Below are 21,933 nucleotides of genomic sequence, written 5' to 3'. Positions count from 1 at the left end.
ATATCACGCAGCGCGATGAAGGGGCCGTTGGCGCCTTTGAAGGTCATGCCGACATTCGAGATGCTGAGATAAGCGGACATGGCAAACTCCTCGGTTACCGGCGCGCCGTGGCGCGGGATGACGGTGATGTGGTCGTGGCGGCAGCCTTGGTCTCACGCGCTGCCGGTATGACAGGGCGAGCAGACGAGACATAGGAGCCGTCGAAAAAGAGATCCGGGCCCATCGGGATCGGCGCGCTGGCCTGGGCGAGTGTCCAGGGGCCGGCATGCAGGCCTTCCGGCTTGCGGTCGATCAGCGGGAAAGGCTTGTCCAGCGCCGCAGCAGCCTCGCGATAGAGATCGGTGCGATAGACCGCATCGGCGGTGGCGGCGATATCGGTATCGGCGTCGATCAGCTTCCAGCGCCGCATCTCGGTGAGATACCATTCAGCCTGGCTGCGCCAGGGGAAGTTGGCGCTGTAGCGACCGAAGACGAAGAAGTCGGGCATATGCTCGGGCGCGGCATCGAGTCCATAGCGCACCACGCCCAGCATGCCCAAGCGAATGGCTTCGGCTGCATGCGGGCCGATATACTCGGACTTGGCCATGATCTCGACGCCTTCAAGGCGGTTTTCCGGCCGGTCGAGCCATTCGGCGGCCTCGATCAGCGCCATCAGCATGTGCTTATGCGTGAGCGGATTGCGCTCGACCCAGTCGCGGTTGGTGCCGATCACCTTTTCGATGCGGTTGTTCCAGATCTCGTAGCCCGAGATCAGGATGCGGCCGACACCGCGCAGCACGGCGAGCGAATTCCACGGATCGCCAACGCAGAAGCCGTCAATCTCGCCGGCAGCCAGCTGGTCGGTCATCTGCGGCGGCGGCACGATCACCAGGTTGACGTCGCGGTCCGGATCGATGCCGGCAGAAGCCAGCCAGTAGCGCAGCTGGATCTGGTGCGAGGAATAGTTGAACACGGTGGCGAAGGTGAGCGTCGGGCGGCCGGCCTTGCGGTCGGCGGCAATCACGCGGCGCAGCACATTGCCGGCTTCATGGCGATTCTGCAGCAGGGCCGGTTCAGCCTCGAGCAGGCGATCCCACAGCTTCGATGAAATCGTGACGGCATTGCCGTTCAGGTTGAGCGCGAAGGAGGTGATCTGCGGCTTCTTCCAGCCACCGGCACCCAGCGTGGCCGCCAGCGGCATCGGCGCCAGCATATGGGCGGCATCCAGTGCGCCCAGCGCCACCTTGTCCCGCATATTGGCCCAGCTGGGCTCGCGCACCAGCGTGACATCCAGGCCATGGCGCTCGAAGAAGCCCTTCTCCTTCGCCACGATCAGCGGTGCGCAATCGGTCAGGGCGATGAAACCGATCCGCATGGCCGTGAGGGTCGCCGGGGTGGCGGCCCTCACGGTCTTTGCTTTGGTGGTGCGACGCGGCATGGCTTTGCTACCTACTGCGACGAATAGCCGCCGACGCGGTTGCCGATGAATCCGATCAGGCGGTCGAGCATGAAGCCGACCAGACCGACATAGATCAGCGCCAGGATGATCTCGCTGATCAGCGAGCTGTTCCAGGCATCCCAGATGAAGAAGCCGATACCGACGCCGCCGATCAGCATCTCGGCTGCGACGATGGCGAGCCAGCTGAGGCCGATGCCGATCTTCAGGCCGGTGAACATGAACGGCACGGTGGCCGGCAGCATCACCTTGAAGAAGAATTCAAGACCGTTGAGCCGCAGCACCCGCGAGACGTTGCGGTAATCCTGCGGGATGTTGCGGATGCCGACCGCGGTGTTGAGGATGATCGGCCACACCGCCGTGATGGCGATGACGAAGATGGCCGACGGATCGGCATGGCGGAAGGCGGCCAGAGACAGCGGCAGCCAGGCCAGCGGCGGCACCGTGCGCAGCACCTGGAAGATCGGGTCGAGGCCACGGAAGGCCAGCGTCGACTGGCCAATCAGCACGCCAAGGCCGATGCCCACAGCGGCAGCGATGGTAAAGCCGATCGCCACGCGCTGCAGGCTGGAGGCGAGATGCCAGAACATACCCTTGTTCAGGCCGCCCTTGTCGAAGAACGGATCGACGATCAGCTCCCAGGTATCGGCCAGCACTGTCGACGGCGGCGGCAGGGTGGCGCCAGGGCTGGAGCAGGCGATTTCCCAGATCGCCAGCAGCAGGGCGAGAAACAGGATCGGCGGTAGCACCCGCGTGGCGGCGTGCTTCAGCCCACCGATCACACGCGGGGCCAGGGCGGCGAGAATGCTCTCGCCGCCCATTTCCGCCTTGGTCAGAACATCGGTCTTGACTGCCATGGACAGCTCCTTGTCGTGGGCCGACATCTGCTTACACCCGGGTGATGGCTTGGCTCTTCAGGTAGGCAGCCGGATTTTCCGGATCAAAGACCTTGCCGTCGAAGAAGGTTTCCTTGCCGCGCGAGGTCGACTTCGGCATGTCGGCGTCAGACACGCCGATCGCCTTGGCGGCTTCGCGCCACAGGTCTTCGCGGTTGACCTGCTTGATCAGCGCCTTGGTGTCGGTATCGGCCGGCAGATAACCCCAGCGGATATCCTCGGTGAGGAACCACTGCTCGTGGCTCTGGAACGGATAGGAGGCAAAGTCGCGCCAGAATTTCATCACCAGCGGACTGTCGAGGCCGACTTTGACCTTGCGGCCGCCGTCGCCGTAATCGATGTCGCCGGTCTGGCGGTTGAGAATGTCTTCCACCGGCACCTTGAACCAGTCGCGACCGCCGACGATCTTGCACAGCTCGGCCTTGTTCTCCATCTTGTCGGACCATTGCTGGGCTTCCAGCACGGCCATCAGCAATGCCTTGGCTGCCTTCGGATTCTTCTCGATCCAGTCGGCACGCAGGCCGAGCGACTTCTCCGGATGATCCTTCCACAGCTCGCCGGTGGTCAGCGCGGTGAAGCCGATCTTCTGGTGCACCAGCTGCGAGTTCCACGGCTCGCCGACGCAGAAGGCGTCCATGGTGTTGACCTTCATGTTGGCCACCATTTGCGGCGGCGGCACGGTGATGGTCGAAACATCCTTGTCGGGATCGATGCCGTTGGCGGCGAGCCAGTAGCGGATCCACAGGTCATGCGTGCCGCCCGGGAAGGTCATGGCGCATTTGATGTCCTTGCCTTCCGCCTTGGCCTTCTTGAAGCCGGCGGCGAGCGCCTTGGCATCGGTGGTCACACCCTTGCCGGCCCAGGTGTTGGAGACCGAGATCGACTGGCCGTTGGTGTTGAGGCGGGCCAGGATGTTCATCGGCACCTTGGTCTTGGTGACCTTGCCGGTGGAGATCAGGTAGGGCATCGGCGTGAGGATATGCGCGCCGGTGATGCCGCCGCCGGCCTCGCCCAGCTCGATATTGTCGCGCGTCGCGCCCCAGGAGGCCTGCTTGTCGATCAGCATGTCGGGCAGGCCATACTTGGCGAACAGGCCCTTCTCCTTGGCGATGATCAGCGGCGAGGCATCGGTCAGCGCGATGTAGCCGAGCTTGGTGCCCTTCACTTCCGGGCCGGCGGCCTGCGCAAACGCGCCGGCGGGCAGCTGGAGCTTTGCGGCGGCGAGCAGGGCGGCAGTGCCGGCGGCACCCTTGAACAGCTGGCGGCGATTGAACTTCTTCTGCATGGTCGACCCCTCTTCCCTGGTTCGGCCGTCGTTGCGGCCATAAAAAAAGCGCCCCTCAATGCTGGGTCTCGAGCCGAGACCGCATTGCGGGACGCCATTGTCCATTCCGGAGACCGGGTTCAGCGCGGGCCTGGGGAGGCTTTCAGCCGGGAGCCGGTCAAACCCGCTGCGCCATTGCAGCGGGAGGTTCGCTTTCTATCTAGCAGGAAGCGTGCCAGCTCTTGCCGCAGTGCAGCAATCCGGATTCTGGAAATCTTTTCAATGCTATGAGGGGCGTGCCCGATTCGGGGCAGAAATGCTGCGCTGCACATAATTCGGGCGGATGCCCCGGAAGGCTGCGCAGCCGGTAATCAGCCCGGCCTATTTCTTCTTCAGCACATCGGCAAACGCGAGCAGCGCTTCGGCCACATCGACCAGGCGCTGCTGGCGGTCCATGGCGAGCTTGCGCAGCGCCGCATAGGCCTCGTCCTCGCCGATGTTGCGCTCGCGCATCAGCAGCCCCTTGGCGCGCTCGATCAGCTTGCGTTCAGATAGGGTGGCCTTGGTCTTTTTCAACTCGTCGCGCAGCGCCTGGAATTCGCGGAAGCGGGCGATGGCGACATCGAGGATCGGCTTCACGCGCTTCACGTTCATGCCGTCGATGATGTAGGCGGAAACCCCGGCCTGCATGGCTTCCTGGATCATTGTCTCATCGCTTTGATCGACGAACATCACGATCGGGCGCGGCTGATCGGCATTGATCTGGCGCATGCTGTCGATGGTGTCGCGCGAGGGGCTTTCCATGTCGACGATGATGACGTCGGGCGCGATCTCCTGCACGCGCTTGGCCGAGAGTTCGCGCGGCGCGATCTGCGCCACCAGGGAATAGCCCTTGCCCTGCAGCGCCTCGGCCAGCACCACGGCGCGTTCGGGGTCTTCGTCGATCAGCAGGATACGGATCACAGGCACAGGGGCATTCGGGGGCTACGATGCGGACGGGCTTTATCCCATCCCGTAGCAAGATGCGTACCGGACTGAAAGTTAAGCTTCGGAAATCTGTTCGGATCCGGGGCCAAGCGGGGGGTGCGGATGGTGGCTGGAGGCGGATTTGAACCGCCGACCCAGGGCTTATGAGTCCCTTGCTCTACCAACTGAGCTATCCAGCCACATCCAGACTTGCCGCCGCCAAATACACCGGCGCCGGGAGGCGCATGAAATACGGGCAGCGCCCCGATCTGTCAAGCGGCCCACCGCGGCCGGGCAAGCCTTTGTTTCTATGCGGCTAATCCGGCAGTTTGGGCCGCATCGGCGCGCGCGATCCAGCCGCCGCCGAGCAGGCGTTCGCCGGCATAGACCACGCCGGCCTGGCCCGGCGCCACGCCATATTCGGCATTGTACAGCTCGAGCCGCGCAGTCCCCGCATCGCTGGCGAAAATCCGCGCCGCCACGGCGGGCTGCGCCGAGCGCAGCTTCACCATCACATCGAGGCCATCGGCGGGGATCGCCTCGGCCAGCCAGTTCAGCTCACGCAGCGCCACGGCCTTGCGCGCCAGCGCTTCCTTCGGCCCGACGATGACGCGGCGCGACGCGGCCTCCAGCCGCACGACATAAAGCGGCTCGGATGCGGCAATGCCGATGCCCTTGCGCTGGCCCACCGTAAAGTGGATCACGCCGTCATGGCGGCCGAGCACGGCGCCATCCACATGCACGATCTCGCCCGGCTCGGCGGCCTCGGGCCGCAGCTTGGCCACCACGCCGGCATAATCGCCATTGGGCACGAAGCAGATATCCTGTGAGTCTGGCTTATCCGCAACAATGAGCCCGAAATCTTCGGCAAGCGCGCGCACCGCGGGCTTTTCCATGCCGCCAAGCGGGAAGCGCAGATAGTCGAGCTGGTCCTGCGTGGTGGTATAGAGGAAATAGCTCTGGTCGCGGCGCGGATCGGCGCCGCGCAGCAGCTGCGCGCGGCCGGTTTCAGGGTCGACGCTGCGCTGCACGTAATGGCCGGTGGCGAGGCAGTCGGCGCTCAGGTCGCGCGCGGTCTCCAGCAGGTCGCGGAACTTGACGCGCTGGTTGCAGCGGATGCAGGGGATCGGCGTTTCGCCGCGCACGTAACTGTCGGCGAATTCATCCATCACCGCCTGGCGGAAGCGGCTTTCGTAATCCAGCACGTAATGCGGGATGCCGAGCCGCTCGGCCACCATGCGCGCATCATGGATATCCTGGCCGGCGCAGCAGGCGCCTTTTTTCGCGATCGCCGCGCCATGGTCGTAGAGCTGCAGCGTGATGCCGATGACATCGTAGCCCTCGCGCTTCAGCAGCCCGGCGACCACGGAAGAATCGACGCCGCCCGACATCGCCACCACCACGCGGGTGTCGGCGGGCGCCTTGGGGAAGCCGAGGGAATTGAGGGCGGTGTCGGTCATGGTCACGGGGTTTGCGGGGAACGCCTTTTGCGCGGGGCGGACTATAGCGCCCGGCGGCAGGGGGGCAAGATGATATGGGGCTGGTTCAGGTTCGTTGGGGTTCGTTGAGGTTCGTTCAGGTCCGTTGGGGTCCGTTGAGGTTCGTTCAGGTTCGTTGGGGTTCGTTCAGGTTCGTTCAGGTTCGCGCGGGGGCCAAGCCCCTGATATCCCTCACACGGATTCTGAATACATGACTATGCAGGCCGGATGCCTTCAGACAAAAACACTGGACAGGCCGGCCGCCGCATAGGAACATATCATGAACTACGCGCTTTGGCAAGGAGACTGCCGATGCCTGCCGCCGCCAGCCCGCGCCCACCCCTGCCCTGCAGGCATCTGTCGGTGACGATCCGGCAGCCGGCGGCAGCGGTGTATGGCTTCCTGAAAGACCCGGCCAACTGGCCGCGCTGGGCCGACGGCCTCGGCAGCCTGGAGCGGCGCCACGACGGACGCTGGATCGCGACGCAAGCGGATGGATCGGTGGTGACAGTGGTATTCACGGCGCCGAATGATTTCGGCGTGCTCGATCACACGGTGACGACGCCGGATGGCACGGTGATCCATGTGCCGCTGCGCGTGATCGCCAATGGCGATGGCGCCGAGGTGATCCTCACGCTGTTCCGCCTGCCTACGATGGATGACGCGACGTGGGCAAGGGATGAGGAGTGGGTGAGGAAGGATTTGGAGAGATTAAGTAATACACTCCAAAATCAGTCCAACTAGACTGCGGCCTCGATGCGCTTTGCATCTGCCAATACGGCAGAAATGACTTTTTCCAAAAGAGGAAATTTCTCACCCGCATCCCATGCAGCAGATAATCTAGCTCCAATAGCCAGCACGTTCTTATCTAGCCCACCAACGTGAGCGTATTCTTTCTCAGCCGCCTCCTTAGCGGCCTTCCATGCTTCGCGGTTTGTAATATCTGCCTCCAACGACTTACCGATTTGATAGCGCCACATAATTGTATTGGAACTCCAAAAAGTTTCGTCTGGCCAAGGGTCAACCGTCTGATTTTCCGAAATTGCCAACAATAAGCGATTATCTCTGACGTGCGATGGCTTATGCTTTTCCTCAGAGTCTGCATCAGCGTCGAACATGATAAAGACAGGAATTTTCATTGCCGCAGCCACCAAATATGGGCGGATCATTTCACTCTTCTTATTCACCGGAATGATGTGAATTCCGGCACGCCTGAATTCATCCATTCTCTCAGTCAAAGCGAGATACGAGTTGATATATGCAGCATCCTCGATCCCCTCGACGAACAAGACATATTGACTAAAAAACATCTCATTAATATTGGGCAACAAGATTTGATGCAGTTTAGCCATGGCGCCAGCTGGCGCTCCCAAAACCTCACCGGTCTTCCTATTATACTCATTCGCCAACTCTGAGAATGTTGTCGCCGACACAGTAGACTCGCCGCTCGCGCTCAATCTTCTTACGAGCCGTACATCTTCAAATGTAGCGCCAGAAACAAATAGAGGGCTGTGCGTTGTAATTAAGATTTGCGAATTGCCAATCGACAACTTCTGAAGGACAGTCGCCAAGTATCGTGCTTGCGGTGGATGCTGATAAAGCTCCGGCTCCTCACAACCAAGCAGAAGTAGTGGCGCATCTGCATCCTCATAACTTGCCAATTCATGCAAGAGCGCGAGTAAGTATGAACGCTGCATTCCATGACCAAATCTACTAAGCTCTCCTTCAAACCCATGCTCTCCGGCAACAATTTGAGCAAGTGGGTCTTCAATCTTTACAGATTTCTCAGAGTCGTTGTGCCACTTCAATCTAACCGATGCATCAGGATGCGCCCATTCCGCCAATCTCCGGCGCAAGGCGCTCGATATGTCATCAAGGGCCCCCTTATTCTCGTCTAACAACTCTTGATACTTCTGCCGTATTTCATTTCTTAAATCGGATACACGTTCATTCATCGTAGTACGGGCCTTAACTGCCCTATTCAGTAGTTTTCCTAAAGCAGAATTTCTTGCTTCAATCTGCTCTGTGGCCGCGTCCTTAACAGCAGGCACATACACCCACTGAATATGCCTCTCCAGTCGATTAATCCCTTTGGAGACACCATAAAATTGATCTTCACTTTCCATAGCCTGACAATCACCTGCATGCGCCGCTTCATACGCATGCAATGCGGACTTCATGGAATCTTTTGTGCCTGGCGGAGGAAGCTCAGAGTAAGTTTTCTGTATGCTTTCGTATATTGACTTCAGATCACCGACTTTAGCTTTATTCCCGTCGGCTTGGAAAAATGGTGCAAAATCTTGAATGCCTAAGCGAACCCCATACTGTTTAACTTCTGCTTTTCTTGTTGCATCATTAAATTTGGCAACCGATCGAATAGTAAGTTCTCCATGCCGATAATAGTCAGAGAAATCTTCTTGCGCCTTATCACTGAGATCAGAGAAGGTTGCAGTAATGCGAATTGGCTTCGATGTGTCCCGGTTATGGAAATCTTCTTCCTGAAGCTCAGTGACACTTGTGGGGGAACCACTGCCCTCGCGAAATAGAATATTGAGGGCGCAAAGGACCGTGGACTTCCCAGCTCCATTCGGGCCGACAAGGATAGAGTATTTATTGAATTCCATTTTTACATCGACAAAAGACCTGAGATTTTCAATGTGAAGCTTTTTTAGTTTCATTGCCCCCTCCCGTGCTTTAGGCCAGCCTGCATATATAAATCCCGTAAGTCGACGCCCTACATTTGTATGCAGTGGAATACGGCTATTGGCCCAGCGGACCCATCGAATATCCTTATGAGTGAACACAAGAAATAATACTTGTATCCGGAAGCAGTTCGGCATATACCCTGCCGCATGTCCACCGATGATCCCGCCCTCCCCGCCCTGCTGCGGCTGTTCCGTGCCCAGGCCTATCTGGAATCGCGCCTCTCGCCCGAGCTGGGCTCGGTGCATGGCCTGGCGCTGAACGAGCTGCTGTTCCTGCTGCAGATTTCGCGCGCGCCGTTGCAGCGGCTGCGCCGCGTCGACCTGGCGCAGCGGCTGCACACCAGCCAGTCCACCATCACGCGCATGGCGCTGCCGCTGGAGAAATCCGGCCTGGTCAAGCGCGAGGCCGATCCGCGCGATGCCCGCGTGGCTTATGTGACGCTGACGCGCACCGGCCGCACCCGCGTGGCCGAGGCCGAGGCCACCTTCCGCCGCATGGCCGAGGAGGTGTTCCGCGACCGCTGGAGCGAGAAGGATATCGCCCAACTGTCCGCCCTGCTCGGCCGCTTCACGGCTGCCTTGCCCGGCGATATCGCCGAATAGATTTCTCAGGAGACCATCATGAAACTCATGCCCCAACAGGTGGCCGTCATCACCGGCGGCGCCAGCGGTATCGGCCTGGCGCTGGCCCAGGCGCTGGGCCGGCGCGGCCTGCATCTGGCGCTGCTGGATATCGAGGCGCCGGCGCTGGAAGCCGCCGCCGAAAGCCTGCGCGCCGAGGGCATCAGCGTGGCGGCGCTCGCCTGCGATGTCGGCGATGCCGAGACGATGAATGCCGTGGCCGCCGAGGTGCTGTCGCGCCATGGCCATGTCGACCTGCTGGTCAACAATGCCGGTGTCGGCGGCAGCCTCGGCCCGCTGCGCTTCAGCACGCCGCAGGACTGGCAGTGGGTGGTGAATGTGAACCTGTTCGGCGTGGTCAACGGCCTGCGCGCCTTCCTGCCCGCCATGCAGGCGGCCAGTGACGGCCAGGGCAGCGGGCATATCGTCAACATCGCCTCGGTGGCCGGGCTGACCGCGCCGCCGTTCCTCTCGCTCTATATCGCCACCAAGCATGCGGTGATGGGCCTGAGCGAAAGCCTGGCCGCCGAACTGGCGATCACATCGCCGGGCCTGCGCCTGTCGGTGGTCTGCCCTGGTGCTGTGGAGACCGCCATTATGCGCTCCGAACGCAACCGGCCGGCGGCGCTGAAGGTGACGCCGCAGACGCCGCCGGCGCTGCTGGCGCGATTGCAGGAGACGTTTGGCAAGCTGATGGCCGATCCGATGCCGGCGGATACGCTGGCGCGCATTGTGCTGGCCGGCATCGAGGCCGATGCGCCGCTGATCCTGACCCATGCCGAGACCGCGCCCGATGTGCTGGCGCGCATCGAGCGCATCGCAGCGGTGGCGCGCGACGCGGCGGCCTAGGGACAGACCGCTCTACTAAAAGGTCGTCATCCTCGGGCTTGTCCCGAGGATCCATTTCCCTCTCGGCTACGTCATGGCCTGACAGGACCGACAGATGGACCCTCGGGTCAAGCCCGAGGGTGACGGTCTATATTTTGTGAGAGTCGATCACGGCGACGGCGTAATGACCGCGCCAAACTCCCCGCCATTTTCTTCCGTCATGCCCGGCCTTGTGCCGGGCATCCATTTCCCTCTCGGCTACGCCATGACCTGACAGGACCGACAGATGGACCCTCGGCCAAGGAAACGCTTCTTGGGCCCGAGGGTGACGGTCTATATTTTGCGGGAGTCGATCACGGCGACAGCGTAATGACCGCGCCAACCTCCCCGCCATTTTCTTCCGTCATGCCCGGGCTTGACCCGGGTATCCATTTCCCTCTCGGCTATGTCATGACCTGACAGGACCGACAGATGGACCCTCGGGTCAAGCCCGAGGGTGACGGTCTATATTTTGCGGGCGTCGATCACGGCAACACCGTAAAGACCGCGCCAAACTCTCTGCCATTTTCTTCCGTCATGCCCGGGCTTGACCCGGGCATCCATTTCCCTCTCGGCTATGTCATGGCCTGACAGGACCGACAGATGGACCCTCGGGTCAAGCCCGAGGGTGACGGTCTATATTTTGTGAGAGTCGATCACGGCAACACCGTAAAGACCGCGCCAAACTCCCTGCCATTTTCTTCCGTCATGCCCGGCCTTGTGCCGGGCATCCATTTCCCTCTCGGCTACGCCATGACCTGACAGGACCGACAGATGGACCCTCGGGTCAAGGAAACGCTTCTTGGGCCCGAGGGTGACGGTCTATATTTTGTGAGAGTCGATCACGGCGACAGCGTAATGACCGCGCAAGCCCCCGCCATTTTCTTCCGTCATCCTCGGGCTTGTCCCGAGGATCCATTTCCCTCTCGGCTATGTCATGACCTGACAGGACCGACAGATGGACCCTCGGGTCAAGCCCGAGGGTGACGGGTTTTGTTTGTGAGCGCGCCATGCCGGGTCAAGCCCGCGGGTGACGGTCCTTGCCTGTGGGCTTCCCGCCCCGGGTCAGGATCGCCACCAGCGCCGCCACCTTGGCCTGCGGCTGGTCCCTGCGCCACACCAGCAGCGTCTTGGCGCGCTGGAACGGCGGCGCCAGCTTGTGTTCGCGCAGGCGGTCGCGGCCGACGAACCCGGCCAGCACGCTGCGCGGCATCAGCGCCACGCCCATGCCGGCCGCCACGCAGCCGAGCATGACGTGATAGGAGGCCAGCTCCACCGTGCGGGCAACCTCGCGCCCGCCCTGGCCGAACCAGCGTTCCAGCCGTTCGCGATGCGGGCAGCCGGGATGGAAGGCGAGGATGCTGCCCTCGCGCAGATCGGCCGGCTTGCGCACGACGGGATGATCATGCGCGGTGACCAGCACCAGTTCCTCGTCGAAGACGGCGCGTGTTTCCAGCCGCCCGTCGCTGACCGGTTCGGCCACCAGGGCGGCATCGCTGTCATTGGCGAAGATGCGCGCGATCAGGTCGCGCGGCGAGCCGGTATGCAGTTCGACGCGCACATCGGGATAGCGGCGATGGTATTCGCTCAAGGGTCCGGGCAGGCGCACGCCGGCGGTGCTTTCCATGGTGCCAAGCCGCAGCAGGCCGCGCGGCGCGGCATTCTGCTGCAGCGCCGCGCGCGCCTCGTCGGCCAGCGCCAGCAGGCGGTGCGCATAGTCCAGCAGCGTGCGGCCGGCCGGGGTGATCTGCAGCCGCTTGCCCGCGCGGGTGAACAGCGGCGTGCCGAGATCCTCCTCCAGCTTCTGGATGCGCGCGGTGACATTGGACTGCACGCGATGCAGCCGGTTGGCCGCCGCGGTGATGCCGCCGGCCTCGACCACGGTGCGGAAAATCTGCAGATCGGAGAGATCCATCGCGGTGCCTGTCCTGCCGGGTCTTGCCGCCCGGCCTATATCTCGTTTCGAGATCAATATGATCTTTATTATTCATTTTACGGGATTTATCGCCCGACGCAAGATGGCGCATCGCCAACACCCCAGATGCCAACATCCCAGCCGAAAGAGCCTGCCATGACCATCCTTGTCGCCTTCCGCAGCCGCCTGCGCCCCGAAGCCACCGAAGCCTATGCCGAGATGGCGAGCCAGGTTGGCCCGCTGGCCATGGCGGTGCCCGGCTATATCGCCCACAAGGCCTATACGGCGCCGGATGGCGAGCGCGTCACCCTGGTGGAATACGAGTCAGAGGAGGCCGTGACGCTGTGGGCGCGCGATGCCATGCATGCCAGGGCGAAGGCGGCCGGACGCCGCGACTTCTTTTCCTGGTATCGCGTGCAGATCTGCCAGGTGCTGCGCGAGCGCGGCATGGACAGGGCCGAGGCGCGGCCGGCGGCACCGGTGCATCCGGTCATCTCGCGCTATTACTGACGGCGCCGCCGCCGGTGTCTTCGCATTCCAGACGATAGCGCTGCGATACCATTGCCTGCCTCTTGCCTTGCCGCGCGCGGTTGCGCCAGCATGGTTCTGCGGCGGCCGGGGGGAGGCCTTGAGTCGCCGGCATGAAGACTCTGTCGGGGGAAGATCATCCATGATGCGTCTGCTGTCATCCGTCGCGCGCGGCGCGGCGCTGCTCTGTGTTGCCGGTGTGCTCGTTGCATCCATCGCCGATGCGCAGCCGATGCGCCGCCAGGGTGGCGGCATGCCGCAGGGCGAGGCGCCGGCGGGGCCGCCGGGTGGTCCCGGTGCGCCGCGCGGCCCCGAAGGCCAGAGACCGCCCGAAGCTCCGCGCGGCGACGTGCCGCGCTGGGTCGACACCCATGTGCATCTGGTCAGCGGCGTCACCAACACCACCGGCGACTGGGTCGGCGCCGTGCGCGTCGCGATTGCCGACATGGACAAGAACAACATCGGCACCGCCATCGTGATGCCGACGCCGCAGCCGCCCGGCCGGGAACTCTACGACATCGCCGACTTCGCCGATGCGGTGCGCAAGCATCCCGGCCGCTTCGCCTTCCTCGGCGGCGGCGGCACGCTGAACCCGATGATCCATCTCAGTCCCGATGCCGAAACGGTGGACGAGGCGACGAAGAAGACGTTCGCCGACATCGCCAACGGCATCATCGATGCCGGCGCGCTGGGCTTCGGCGAGATGTCGGCCAACCACCTGTCCGTCGCCGACGCGCATTCCTATCACCGCTCGCGCCCCGACCACCCGCTGTTCCTGCTGCTGGTCGAGATCGCGGCGAGACGCAACGTGGTGATCGACTTCCACATGGACGTGGTGCACGAACCGATGCCGACGCCGCAGAAACTCAAGGACATGTCGCAGCGCAATCCGGCAACCCTGGAGCCCAATCTGGCGCAGTTCGAAAAGCTGCTGGCGCATGAGCGCGGCGCCCGCATCGTCTGGGCCCATGCCGGCATCGACCATACCGGCGTGCTGAGCGTCGAGCTGATCCGCCGCATGATGGGCGCGCATCCCAATCTCTACATGAGCATCAAGGCGCTGCCGCAGTCGCCGGAGCCGAATGCGGCCCTGGCCCGCGAAGGCCGGCTGCGGCCCGACTGGCGCAAGCTGATCGCCGAATTCCCCGACCGCTTCGTGATGGGCACCGACCGTTTCTACGGCTCCTCGGCCACCGGCATGGCGCCGGGCGGCCGCAGCATCGGCCAGAAGGCCTCGGCCGGCAGCATCTTCATGGAACGCACCGTGCCGATGACACAGGCGGCGCAGACCCTGCTGTCGCAGCTGCCGCCGCAGCTGGCCCAGCGCGTGGCGGTGGAGAATGTGAAGGCGATCTACCGCCTGCCTAACTGAGCAGCCAGCGCGCCACGATATAGCCGCCGAGCAGCAGCAGCGCGCCGTAGAAGGCGCGCTTGAAGCCGGCCTCCGAGAGATGCTGGCGCAGGCGGCGGCCCAGCCCCATGCCGAGCAGCGCCGGCAGCACGGCGGCGAGCGACAGCCACAGCAGCTCGCCGGTCAGCAGGCTGCGGCCGCCCAGGCTGGCGCCGAGCGCGAGCGTCGAGGCCATGAACAGCAGGCCCATCGCCTGCACCAGCTGGTCGCGGCTTAAGCCCAGCGCCTGCAGATAGGGCACGCCGGGCACCACGAAGCTGCCGGTCAGGCCGGTCAGCACGCCATTGGCAAGGCCGACCAGCGGCCCGGCCCAGACTTCATGCCGCGCCGGCAGGCTGAGCGGCGGCCGCGTCAGGCCGATCAGCGCATAGATCGCCAGCAGCAGGCCGAGCAAGGCGGCGAGCAGCCGCGTATCCACGGCGGTGAGCCCGGCACTGCCAATCCAGATCGCGCCGGTGGCGCAGAGCAGGAACAGCCAGAGCCGGCGCAGCAGCACGGCGAAATGTCCGCCGGTGCAGGCCTGCCACAGGTTGGTGACCAGGTTGGGCGCCAGCAGCAGGATCATCGCCACGCGCAGATCCAGCGTGGCGGCCAGCAGGCCGAGCGAGATGCTGGGCAGGCCAAGCCCGATGGTGCCCTTCACCGTGCCGGCGAGCAGGAAGACGGCGCCGATCCAGGCGAGGGTGAGGATATCAAAGGTCATCAAAGGCTCCGCGGCGGGGGTGATCCATCCTGCGATGGGTCTGGGTGATTCGTTGCCGCAGCATGCCCGAAGCCGGGGCGGAAATGCTTCGGTGAATACCGAAGTATTTCCCGCTGTGACTTCGTGGCGTTTATGATGCCAACACCGGCACAAAATCGCAGCCGCGCCGACAGCGGGGCTTGCGAGGCAAAGCCGGACTTGGCAAAACCAACACGCCATCCTCGAACCACAAGCCGCCATCATGAGCGAAACCACCGTCGAGTCCGCCAAGGCCCGTTTCATGCAGGGCCTGGAGGCGCTGGGCCGCGAGGACTTCGCCGCCGCTGTCGATCATCTGCGTGCCGCGCTGGCGCTGATGCCCGACCGGCCGTCGATCCTCACCAACCTGTCCGGCGCGCTGCTACGGCTCGGCGCGGCGGCTGAAGCCACCGCCCTGGCCGAGCGCGCCGTGGCGCTGGAGCCCGGCATGGCCGAGGCCTGGCTCAATCTCGCCAATGGCCGCGAGCAGCTGCGTCGCATCCCCGAGGCGATGGCGGCCTGCGACCGCGCGCTTGGCCTGAAACCCGACTATGCCGATGCCTGGTGCACGCGCGGCAATCTGCTGGCGGCGCAGCGGCGGCCGGCCGAGGCCATCACGGCCTATGACCGCGCCCTCGGCCTCAGGCCGGGCTTCGCCGAAGCGCATGCCAATCGCGGCCATGCGCACCACGACCTGCAGCATTTCGATGCGGCGCTGGCAGACTACACGGCGGCGCTGCGGCTGCGCCCCGCCCTGCCCGGTCTCGCCGGCCGCCGGCTGCAGTCCCGCATGCAGCTCTGCCACTGGGATGGGCTGGAGCAGGAGACCGGCGATGTGCTGCAGCAGATCGCGGCCGGCAAAGCCGCCGCCACGCCGCTCACCCTGCTGGCCACGCCGGCGACACCGGCGCAGCAGCTGGCCTGCGCCGCGCTGCACGCGCGCAGCGGCTGGCCGCAGCCGGCGCAAGCCCTGCCGGCTTATACCGGCCATGACCGCATCCGGCTCGGCTATTTCTCCGCCGATCTGCATGGTCATGCCACCGCCTGGTTGATGGCCGAACTGTTCGAGCTGCATGACCGCAGCACCTTCGAGGTCTTCGCCTTTTCCTACGGGCCACAGAGCCAGGACGCGATGCGCCAACGCCTGCGCGCCGGCTTCGACCACTTCATCGAGATCGGCGCACTGGACGACGCGGCCGCCGCCACGCTGGCGCGGCAGCATGAGATCGACATCGCCATCGACCTGAAAGGCTTCACGCAGGAAGCACGACCCGGCATTTTCGCCCATCGCGCCGCGCCGCTGCAGGTCAGCTATATCGGCTATCCCGGCAGCATGGGTGCAGCCTGGATCGACTATCTGCTGGCCGATGCCGTGACGGTGCCGCAGCAGCAGCGCCCGCATTACAGCGAGGCGGTCGTGCGCCTGCCGCACAGCTACCAGGCCAACGATCGCAAGCGTGTCATCGCCAGCGAGACACCGACACGGCAGCAGGCCGGGCTGCCGGCAGAGGGTTTCGTGTTCTGCTGCTTCAACAACAGCTTCAAGATCACGCCTGATGTCTTTGCCCTGTGGATGCGGCTGCTGCACGCCGTGCCGGGCAGCGTGCTGTGGCTGTTCGCCAGCCATGAGAGCACCATGGGCAACCTGCGCAAGGCGGCGCAGGGCTATGGCATCGACCCGGCGCGGCTGGTGTTTGCCGCGCCGCTGCCGTTGCCGCAGCATCTGGCACGGCACCGGCTGGCCGATCTCTTCCTCGATACGCTGCATTACAACGCGCATACAACGGCGAGCGACGCGCTCTGGGCCGGGCTGCCGGTACTGACCCGGCCGGGCGAGAGCTTCGCCAGCCGCGTCGGCGCCAGCCTGCTCGGTGCCATCGGCCTGCCGGAGCTGATCGCCGGCAGCCTGGAAGCGTATGAAACGCTCGCCCTGCGGCTGGCCACGCATCCGTCAGAACTGGCCATGATCAAGGCGAAGCTGGCGGCACAGCGCGATACGGCCCCGCTGTTCGACACGCCGCGCTTCACCCGCCATGTCGAAGCCGCCTTCCGCCAGATGCAGGCGCAGCAGCGCGCCGGCCGCGCGCCGGAAGATTTTTCAGTGGCCGCCGACTAGGCGAGCCAGAGCAGTGCCAGCGCGATGGCGGCGGGCACCGTCTGGATATAGAGGATCTTGCGCGCCGCCGTGGCCGCGCCATAGACACCCGCCACCATGATGCAGGCGAGGAAGAAGCTCTTGATATGCAGCGCGGCGGGCTCGGCCGGATAGAGCAGGCCAAACGCCAGGCCGGCGGCGAGGAAGCCGTTGTAGAGCCCCTGGTTGGCGGCGAGCACGGCGGTGTCGCGCGCCTTCTCGGGCGTGTTGCGGAAGGCGCGCAGGCCGGCCGGCCTGGTCCAGAGCACCATCTCCAGCACCAGGATCCAGACATGCAGCAGCGCCACCAGCGCCGTCATCACCGTGCCGAGCAGGCTCATGCCGTATCCTTTTCAAGAAACCATTGCGAAACCGGTTTGAACCAGCCGAGCCCGGCCTGTTGGGCCAGTGCCGCCTCGGCCGGGGTGCTGCCGAGCCAGAAGCATTCCTGGCGCGGCGCGTTATGCTGTCTCAGCACGCGCCGCAGACGCTGGGCGCGCGCCGCATCGCTCTCGCTCAGCCTGAACGGCAGCGCCAGGATCGCCGCGATACGCCCGTCGAAATCGGCGTTGAGCTGCACCAGCAGGCGCTGGCGCGCCGCCGGCGTGCGTGCGGCGAGCATCATCTCGTCCAGCACCAGCAGCAGGCGGCCTTCGAAGCGGCGCACGGCTGCTGCCACCGCCGGATGATAACCGGCGCCGTCCGCCGCCAGCAGGTGATGCAGCGGCAGCACCGCGGTGGAAAGATTGGTGCCACTATCGAGCAGCACGGCGGTGTAATCGCGGTAGCTCAGCCCCAGCCGTTCGGCGCGCTGCAGCCGGCGCAGCGCCACCTCGCGCGGCGGCGTTACCCAGGCCTTCTGCACCGCCTTGCGCCAGGTCCAGGCGCTCCACGACATGTCGAGCAGCGGCGGGCCGCCGTTATGGCCCATGCCGGCGCACGGGCTATCGAACGCGCCGGGCAGCAGGCCATCGGCACGCCGGAGCATGAACTCCAGGTTGGGATGACGAAGATCAAAAAAGCGGTCGCCCATGTCGGCCAGTGTCCGGCGAGACTCCGCCGGCTGTCAATCAGCTTGCCGGGGGCTGGTTGCTGGGATGCACCGCATAGGCGTCCAGCACGCGGTTGGAATAGACCAGCGCGGCACCGGCACTGATGGTGATGGCGACATTCAGCGCCTCGGCGATCTCTTCCTTGGCGGCGCCATGGCGGATCGCGGCATCGGTATGCACCGCGATGCAGCCGTCGCAGCGCAGCGCCACGGCGACCGCGATCGCCATCAGCTCGCGCGTCTTGGCATCGAGCCGGCCCCCCTCTTTATGGGCGGTGGCCAGGCCCTGGTAGCCCTGGATGGTGCCGGGGCTGAGCCGGTTCAGTTCACCGGTGGCGGATTTGAGCTGGCGGCGGTAGTCGTTCCAGTCGAGCATCATGGCGGTGGTCTCCCTTGCATCGACAGAAGGCTCGACGGAGTGCGTCGCACTGTCAACTGCCACGCTCGCCTGCGCCAGCCATGCAGGCTAGATTGACCGTCTGCGAGGAGCGCCATGATCGATCCGGTCATCATCAACTTTGCCGCTGCCCTGGGGATCGGCCTGCTGATCGGCGCCGAGCGCGAACGCCGCAAGGGGGATGGCCCGGCACGAGCGTCTGCCGGCATCCGTACATTCAGCCTCGCTGCACTGGCCGGTGCCGCCGCGCAGAGTGTCGGCGGCATGCCGCTGCTCGGCATTGTTGTTGCCGGCACGGCCGTGCTTTGTGCCCTCGCCTATCAGCGCGCCGCCACCAATCCGGATCACGACCCGGGCCTGACTTCCGAAATCGCCCTGGTGCTGACCCCATTGCTCGGTGGTCTGTGCATGCAGCAGCCGGCCCTTGCCGCCGGCATCGGCGTGACCGTCGCCGTGCTGCTGGCAGCACGCACGCCGATGCATGCCTTCGTGCGTCATGCGCTGACCGAGGCGGAACTGCGCGATGCCTTGATGTTTGCCGGCGCGACGCTGGTGATCCTGCCACTGCTGCCTGACCGCGCGATGGGGCCATTCGAAGCATTCAACCCGGCCAAAATCTGGATCGTGGTGATCCTGGTGATGGCCATCGGCGGCATCGGCCATATTGCAGTCCGCGTGCTGGGGGTGCGCTACGGCCTGCCACTGGCAGGCTTTGCTGGCGGCTTCATTTCCAGCACCGCTACCATCGGCGCCATGGGCCATCGCGCGAAAAATGCCGCCACCCGCAACGCCCCGGTCGCGGGCGCGGTGGCCGGCGCCGTCCTGTCCACGGTGGCGACCGTGCTGCAGCTGGCGCTGGTACTGGCTGCCACCAACCTGCCGGTGCTGCAGCATCTGACCCTGCCCCTGATCTTCGCCGGGCTGGTGGCGATCGCCTATGGTGCAGCCTTCACCATCTCCGCGCTCCACCAGGCGCAAGACAGCGACGAGAAACCGGGCCGTGCCTTCCGGCTGACCGGCGCGCTGGTCTTCGCCACCATGCTAGCCGTCATCCTGCTGGCATCGGCAGCGCTGCAGCATTTCTACGGTAGTGCCGGCGTGCTGGCCGCTGCGACTCTCGCCGGCTTTGCCGATGCGCATGCTGCCGCAATTTCGGTGGCATCGCTGCAGTTGGACGCTCAGGCGGCTGCAGTGCCGATCCTGGCCGGCTTCACCGCCAATGCACTGAGCAAGGCGGTCTTCGCCTGGGTCGGCGGCGGCAGGGCTTATGCGTTGCGGGTGATCCCCGGCCTGGTGCTGGTGGCGGTCGCCGCCTGGGCCGGACTGCTGCTCGCGTGAGCGGGATTAGTCGTCGTCCTTGTCCACGTAGGGATTCTTGCCCTTGCGCAGATGCATGCGCACCGGCACGCCATGCAGGTCGAACACCTCGCGCAGGCCGCTGATCAGGTAGCGCAGGTAGGATTCCGGGATGTATTCGGCGCGCGGCGCAAACAGCGCAATCGTCGGCGGCCTTGCCTTGACCTGGGTGGCATAACGGATGCGCACGCTGCGCCCGCCGGCCAGCGGCGGCGCGTTGCGCTGGGTCATCTCTTCGAGCCAGCGGTTGAGCTGCGCGGTGGGGATGCGGCGGGTCCAGCGCTGGTATTGCAGCATCACGGCGGGCAGCAGGCGGTCGAGATGGCGACCTGTCAATGCAGAGAGCGTCACGACCGGAACACCGCGCGCCTGCGGCAGCGAGCGTTCCAGCCGGTCCTCGATCTCTTTCAGCGCCAGCGCGCGATCCTCGACGGCGTCCCATTTGTTCACCGCCAGCACCAGTGCGCGGCCTTCCTGCAGCACGTGGTCGGCGATGGTGAGATCCTGCTTGTCGAAGCCGAGCACGCCATCGATCACCAGCACGACGACCTGGGCCATGCGGATGGTGCGAAGTGAGTCGGCCACCGACAGCTTTTCCAGCTTCTGCTCGACGCGCGCCTTGCGCCGCATGCCGGCGGTATCGACCAGCTTGACGCTGCGACCCTCGTATTCCCACTGGATGGCGATGGCATCGCGCGTCAGCCCCGGCTCCGGGCCGGTCAGCAGGCGGTCGCTGCCGATCAGCGCGTTCACCAGCGTCGACTTGCCGGCATTGGGCCGGCCAACGATGGCAAGCTGGATCGGCCGCGCCGGATCGTCGGGCAGCGGCGCCTCGTTCTCGGGGTCGAGATCGATATCGACCTCGACCGGTTCCAGTTCGTCGCCCTCATCGCCCAGCGCGCCATCGACGCGACCGCCGATATGCTCGATCAGTGCGACGGCGAGATCATACATGCCTTCGCCATGCTCGGCCGAAACCGGCAGCGGATCACCAAAGCCCAGCCCATAGGCCTCGCCCACGCCGGTCTTGCCCGCACCGCCCTCGCATTTGTTGGCGAGCAGCAGCACCGGAGTCTTCTGCTTGCGCAGCCAGTTGGCGAAATGCTTGTCGACCGGGGTGACGCCGGCGCGGCCGTCGATGACGAACAGCACCGCATCGGCCTCGCGCACAGCCGCCTCGGTCTGCAGCCGCATGCGGCCGGTCATGCTGTCGACGTCGGAGTCTTCCAGGCCGGCGGTGTCAATGGCGGTGAATTCCAGATCGCCCAGATGCGCCGCACCCTCGCGCCGGTCGCGCGTGACGCCCGGCGTGTCGTCGACGATGGCGACGCGCCTGCCGACCAGACGATTGAACAGCGTCGATTTACCGACATTGGGCCGGCCGACGATAGCTACTTTGGCTGACATGACCTTCCGTTCAGCGCAGCGCTGTGAGGCGCGCGTCTTCCGTCACGATATAAACCGTGCCATCGGCAACTACCGGCGGCATGGCTGCCTTGTCAGACAGCTCGATCTGGCCGATCAGATCGCCGGTATAGGGCGAGATCGCCAGCATGCGCTCGTCGGTGGAGGCCACCAGCAGGCGGTCGCCGGCCAGCACCGGGCCCCACCAGGTGATGACACCCTTGTTGGTCTTGGCTTTGGGATCGAGATAGCGGCGCAGCTGGCGGATCCACTTCACCTTGCCGTCGCGGCGCGACAGGCAAATGATCTCGGCATCCACCGTGATGGCATAGATGTAGTCGCCGGCCACCCAGGGCGTCTGGATGCTGGCGATCACGCGCTCCCAGACCCGCTCGCCGGTGCGCAGGTCGATGGCGACGAAGCGGCCCGACTGGCTGACCGCATAGACGCGGCCACGATCGATCACCGGACGACCGTTGATGTCGTTGAGAGCGCCGGCCTGGCTGACGCGGCCGCTGGCACGCACCAGCTGTTCGCCCCAGGCAACCACACCGGTATCGGCACGCAGGGCCAGCAGCTCGCCGGACGAATACGGCACCACCACGATGTTGCCCTCGGCCGCCGGATTGGCGGCGCCGAGGAAGCCGGCCGGCTCGACGATGCCGGTATGGGTCCACTGCACTTCACCGCGCTCGATATCGAGCGCATGCATCTGGTTGTCGTAGGTGATGACGAAGACGCGACCGCCGATGGCGGTCGGCGCGCCGCGGATCGGCTGCTGCAG

Annotated in this window: 20 protein-coding genes and 1 tRNA gene; 7 read left to right on the top strand and 14 right to left on the bottom strand. The window is 64.6% G+C overall.

From position 1 onward, the window contains the following. Positions 1-94 precede the first annotated feature (94 nt). The 6 genes from AAG799_RS14955 to mnmA form a co-directional block, all read right to left on the bottom strand. The gene (locus AAG799_RS14955) at positions 95-1,417 is read right to left on the bottom strand and encodes a CmpA/NrtA family ABC transporter substrate-binding protein (RefSeq protein WP_341897275.1); all 1,323 of its coding nucleotides are present in this window, start codon (positions 1,415-1,417) and stop codon (positions 95-97) included. Between the two features lie 11 nt (positions 1,418-1,428). Beyond that, the gene (ntrB, locus tag AAG799_RS14950) at positions 1,429-2,292 is read right to left on the bottom strand and encodes a nitrate ABC transporter permease (protein ID WP_341897273.1); all 864 of its coding nucleotides are present in this window, start codon (positions 2,290-2,292) and stop codon (positions 1,429-1,431) included. A 31-nt stretch (positions 2,293-2,323) separates the two neighbouring features. Beyond that, positions 2,324-3,616, bottom strand: a complete 1,293-nt coding sequence (locus AAG799_RS14945) for a CmpA/NrtA family ABC transporter substrate-binding protein (RefSeq protein ID WP_341897270.1) — start codon at positions 3,614-3,616, stop codon at positions 2,324-2,326. 360 nt (positions 3,617-3,976) lie between these two features. Next, positions 3,977-4,564 (bottom strand): ANTAR domain-containing protein, encoded by a 588-nt coding sequence (locus AAG799_RS14940; RefSeq protein WP_341897268.1) that lies wholly within the window; start codon positions 4,562-4,564, stop codon positions 3,977-3,979. Between the two features lie 121 nt (positions 4,565-4,685). Next, a tRNA-Met gene (locus AAG799_RS14935) sits at positions 4,686-4,761 on the bottom strand. A 108-nt stretch (positions 4,762-4,869) separates the two neighbouring features. Next, positions 4,870-6,021, bottom strand: coding sequence for a tRNA 2-thiouridine(34) synthase MnmA (gene mnmA / locus AAG799_RS14930; protein ID WP_341897266.1), 1,152 nt, complete (start codon positions 6,019-6,021; stop codon positions 4,870-4,872). A gap of 330 nt (positions 6,022-6,351) precedes the next feature. Between mnmA and AAG799_RS14925 the strand changes: the two genes are divergently transcribed. Then, on the top strand, positions 6,352-6,783 hold the full coding sequence (locus AAG799_RS14925) for an SRPBCC family protein (protein WP_341897264.1): 432 nt from the start codon (positions 6,352-6,354) through the stop codon (positions 6,781-6,783). On the opposite strand, the gene AAG799_RS14920 is transcribed toward AAG799_RS14925, so the two are convergent. Beyond that, the gene (locus tag AAG799_RS14920) at positions 6,780-8,717 is read right to left on the bottom strand and encodes an AAA family ATPase (RefSeq protein WP_341897262.1); all 1,938 of its coding nucleotides are present in this window, start codon (positions 8,715-8,717) and stop codon (positions 6,780-6,782) included. The two genes, AAG799_RS14925 and AAG799_RS14920, sit on opposite strands and share 4 nt — an antisense overlap. 174 nt (positions 8,718-8,891) lie before the next feature. Here AAG799_RS14920 and AAG799_RS14915 point away from each other — a divergent pair, with 174 nt between their 5' ends. Beyond that, on the top strand, positions 8,892-9,347 hold the full coding sequence (locus tag AAG799_RS14915) for a MarR family transcriptional regulator (RefSeq protein ID WP_341897260.1): 456 nt from the start codon (positions 8,892-8,894) through the stop codon (positions 9,345-9,347). 18 nt (positions 9,348-9,365) lie between these two features. Continuing rightward, positions 9,366-10,214 carry an SDR family NAD(P)-dependent oxidoreductase gene (locus AAG799_RS14910; protein WP_341897258.1) on the top strand — a complete coding sequence of 283 codons (849 nt, stop codon included), beginning with the start codon at positions 9,366-9,368 and terminating at the stop codon, positions 10,212-10,214. A 1,036-nt stretch (positions 10,215-11,250) separates the two neighbouring features. Here the strand turns inward: AAG799_RS14910 and AAG799_RS14905 are convergent. Next, positions 11,251-12,147, bottom strand: a complete 897-nt coding sequence (locus AAG799_RS14905; RefSeq protein ID WP_341897256.1) for a LysR substrate-binding domain-containing protein — start codon at positions 12,145-12,147, stop codon at positions 11,251-11,253. 156 nt (positions 12,148-12,303) lie between these two features. Between AAG799_RS14905 and AAG799_RS14900 the strand changes: the two genes are divergently transcribed. Further along, positions 12,304-12,657 carry an antibiotic biosynthesis monooxygenase gene (locus AAG799_RS14900; protein ID WP_341897254.1) on the top strand — a complete coding sequence of 118 codons (354 nt, stop codon included), beginning with the start codon at positions 12,304-12,306 and terminating at the stop codon, positions 12,655-12,657. A gap of 160 nt (positions 12,658-12,817) precedes the next feature. After that, positions 12,818-14,047, top strand: coding sequence for an amidohydrolase family protein (locus AAG799_RS14895; RefSeq protein WP_341897252.1), 1,230 nt, complete (start codon positions 12,818-12,820; stop codon positions 14,045-14,047). Here the strand turns inward: AAG799_RS14895 and AAG799_RS14890 are convergent. After that, positions 14,040-14,789 carry a sulfite exporter TauE/SafE family protein gene (locus tag AAG799_RS14890; protein WP_341897250.1) on the bottom strand — a complete coding sequence of 250 codons (750 nt, stop codon included), beginning with the start codon at positions 14,787-14,789 and terminating at the stop codon, positions 14,040-14,042. The genes AAG799_RS14895 and AAG799_RS14890 overlap by 8 nt on opposite strands. 241 nt (positions 14,790-15,030) lie before the next feature. Between AAG799_RS14890 and AAG799_RS14885 the strand changes: the two genes are divergently transcribed. Then, positions 15,031-16,923, top strand: a complete 1,893-nt coding sequence (locus AAG799_RS14885) for a tetratricopeptide repeat protein (protein ID WP_341897248.1) — start codon at positions 15,031-15,033, stop codon at positions 16,921-16,923. Here AAG799_RS14885 and AAG799_RS14880 read toward each other — a convergent pair. The 3 genes from AAG799_RS14880 to AAG799_RS14870 all read right to left on the bottom strand — a co-directional run bounded on the left by AAG799_RS14880 (position 16,920) and on the right by AAG799_RS14870 (position 18,368). Further along, on the bottom strand, positions 16,920-17,282 hold the full coding sequence (locus AAG799_RS14880) for a DUF1304 domain-containing protein (protein WP_341897246.1): 363 nt from the start codon (positions 17,280-17,282) through the stop codon (positions 16,920-16,922). The genes AAG799_RS14885 and AAG799_RS14880 overlap by 4 nt on opposite strands. Further along, positions 17,279-17,929 (bottom strand): hypothetical protein, encoded by a 651-nt coding sequence (locus AAG799_RS14875; protein ID WP_341897245.1) that lies wholly within the window; start codon positions 17,927-17,929, stop codon positions 17,279-17,281. The genes AAG799_RS14880 and AAG799_RS14875 overlap by 4 nt, the downstream gene beginning before the upstream one ends. Positions 17,930-18,011: 82 nt before the next feature. Next, the gene (locus AAG799_RS14870) at positions 18,012-18,368 is read right to left on the bottom strand and encodes a carboxymuconolactone decarboxylase family protein (RefSeq protein ID WP_341897277.1); all 357 of its coding nucleotides are present in this window, start codon (positions 18,366-18,368) and stop codon (positions 18,012-18,014) included. A 117-nt stretch (positions 18,369-18,485) separates the two neighbouring features. Between AAG799_RS14870 and AAG799_RS14865 the strand changes: the two genes are divergently transcribed. Next, positions 18,486-19,727 carry a DUF4010 domain-containing protein gene (locus AAG799_RS14865; RefSeq protein ID WP_341897243.1) on the top strand — a complete coding sequence of 414 codons (1,242 nt, stop codon included), beginning with the start codon at positions 18,486-18,488 and terminating at the stop codon, positions 19,725-19,727. Between the two features lie 6 nt (positions 19,728-19,733). Here the strand turns inward: AAG799_RS14865 and der are convergent, their stop codons facing one another. Together der and AAG799_RS14855 are read right to left on the bottom strand one after the other, a co-directional pair. Beyond that, complete coding sequence (der, locus tag AAG799_RS14860; RefSeq protein WP_341897241.1) at positions 19,734-21,152, bottom strand: ribosome biogenesis GTPase Der; 1,419 nt, start codon at positions 21,150-21,152, stop codon at positions 19,734-19,736. A 10-nt stretch (positions 21,153-21,162) separates the two neighbouring features. After that, positions 21,163-21,933 (bottom strand): PQQ-binding-like beta-propeller repeat protein (locus AAG799_RS14855; protein WP_341897239.1); only part of this gene is annotated, 771 nt, incomplete at its 5' end.

It is taken from the genome of Ferrovibrio terrae (assembly GCF_943371255.1).
Classification (GTDB): domain Bacteria; phylum Pseudomonadota; class Alphaproteobacteria; order Ferrovibrionales; family Ferrovibrionaceae; genus Ferrovibrio; species Ferrovibrio terrae_B.
This window is presented reverse-complemented; position numbering and strand designations above follow the sequence as displayed.

Coding starts and splice junctions, on each gene's coding strand:
- AAG799_RS14905 (WP_341897256.1), bottom strand. CDS start 12,147: ATGGATCTCTCCGATCTGCAGATTTTCCGCACCGTGGTCGAGGCCGGC.
- AAG799_RS14910 (WP_341897258.1), top strand. CDS start 9,366: ATGAAACTCATGCCCCAACAGGTGGCCGTCATCACCGGCGGCGCCAGC.
- AAG799_RS14955 (WP_341897275.1), bottom strand. CDS start 1,417: ATGCCGCGTCGCACCACCAAAGCAAAGACCGTGAGGGCCGCCACCCCG.
- der (WP_341897241.1), bottom strand. CDS start 21,152: ATGTCAGCCAAAGTAGCTATCGTCGGCCGGCCCAATGTCGGTAAATCG.
- mnmA (WP_341897266.1), bottom strand. CDS start 6,021: ATGACCGACACCGCCCTCAATTCCCTCGGCTTCCCCAAGGCGCCCGCC.
- AAG799_RS14880 (WP_341897246.1), bottom strand. CDS start 17,282: ATGAGCCTGCTCGGCACGGTGATGACGGCGCTGGTGGCGCTGCTGCAT.
- AAG799_RS14875 (WP_341897245.1), bottom strand. CDS start 17,929: ATGCTCCGGCGTGCCGATGGCCTGCTGCCCGGCGCGTTCGATAGCCCG.
- AAG799_RS14890 (WP_341897250.1), bottom strand. CDS start 14,789: ATGACCTTTGATATCCTCACCCTCGCCTGGATCGGCGCCGTCTTCCTG.
- AAG799_RS14870 (WP_341897277.1), bottom strand. CDS start 18,368: ATGCTCGACTGGAACGACTACCGCCGCCAGCTCAAATCCGCCACCGGT.
- AAG799_RS14895 (WP_341897252.1), top strand. CDS start 12,818: ATGATGCGTCTGCTGTCATCCGTCGCGCGCGGCGCGGCGCTGCTCTGT.
- AAG799_RS14885 (WP_341897248.1), top strand. CDS start 15,031: ATGAGCGAAACCACCGTCGAGTCCGCCAAGGCCCGTTTCATGCAGGGC.
- AAG799_RS14865 (WP_341897243.1), top strand. CDS start 18,486: ATGATCGATCCGGTCATCATCAACTTTGCCGCTGCCCTGGGGATCGGC.
- AAG799_RS14900 (WP_341897254.1), top strand. CDS start 12,304: ATGACCATCCTTGTCGCCTTCCGCAGCCGCCTGCGCCCCGAAGCCACC.
- ntrB (WP_341897273.1), bottom strand. CDS start 2,292: ATGGCAGTCAAGACCGATGTTCTGACCAAGGCGGAAATGGGCGGCGAG.
- AAG799_RS14945 (WP_341897270.1), bottom strand. CDS start 3,616: ATGCAGAAGAAGTTCAATCGCCGCCAGCTGTTCAAGGGTGCCGCCGGC.
- AAG799_RS14925 (WP_341897264.1), top strand. CDS start 6,352: ATGCCTGCCGCCGCCAGCCCGCGCCCACCCCTGCCCTGCAGGCATCTG.
- AAG799_RS14920 (WP_341897262.1), bottom strand. CDS start 8,717: ATGAAACTAAAAAAGCTTCACATTGAAAATCTCAGGTCTTTTGTCGAT.
- AAG799_RS14915 (WP_341897260.1), top strand. CDS start 8,892: ATGTCCACCGATGATCCCGCCCTCCCCGCCCTGCTGCGGCTGTTCCGT.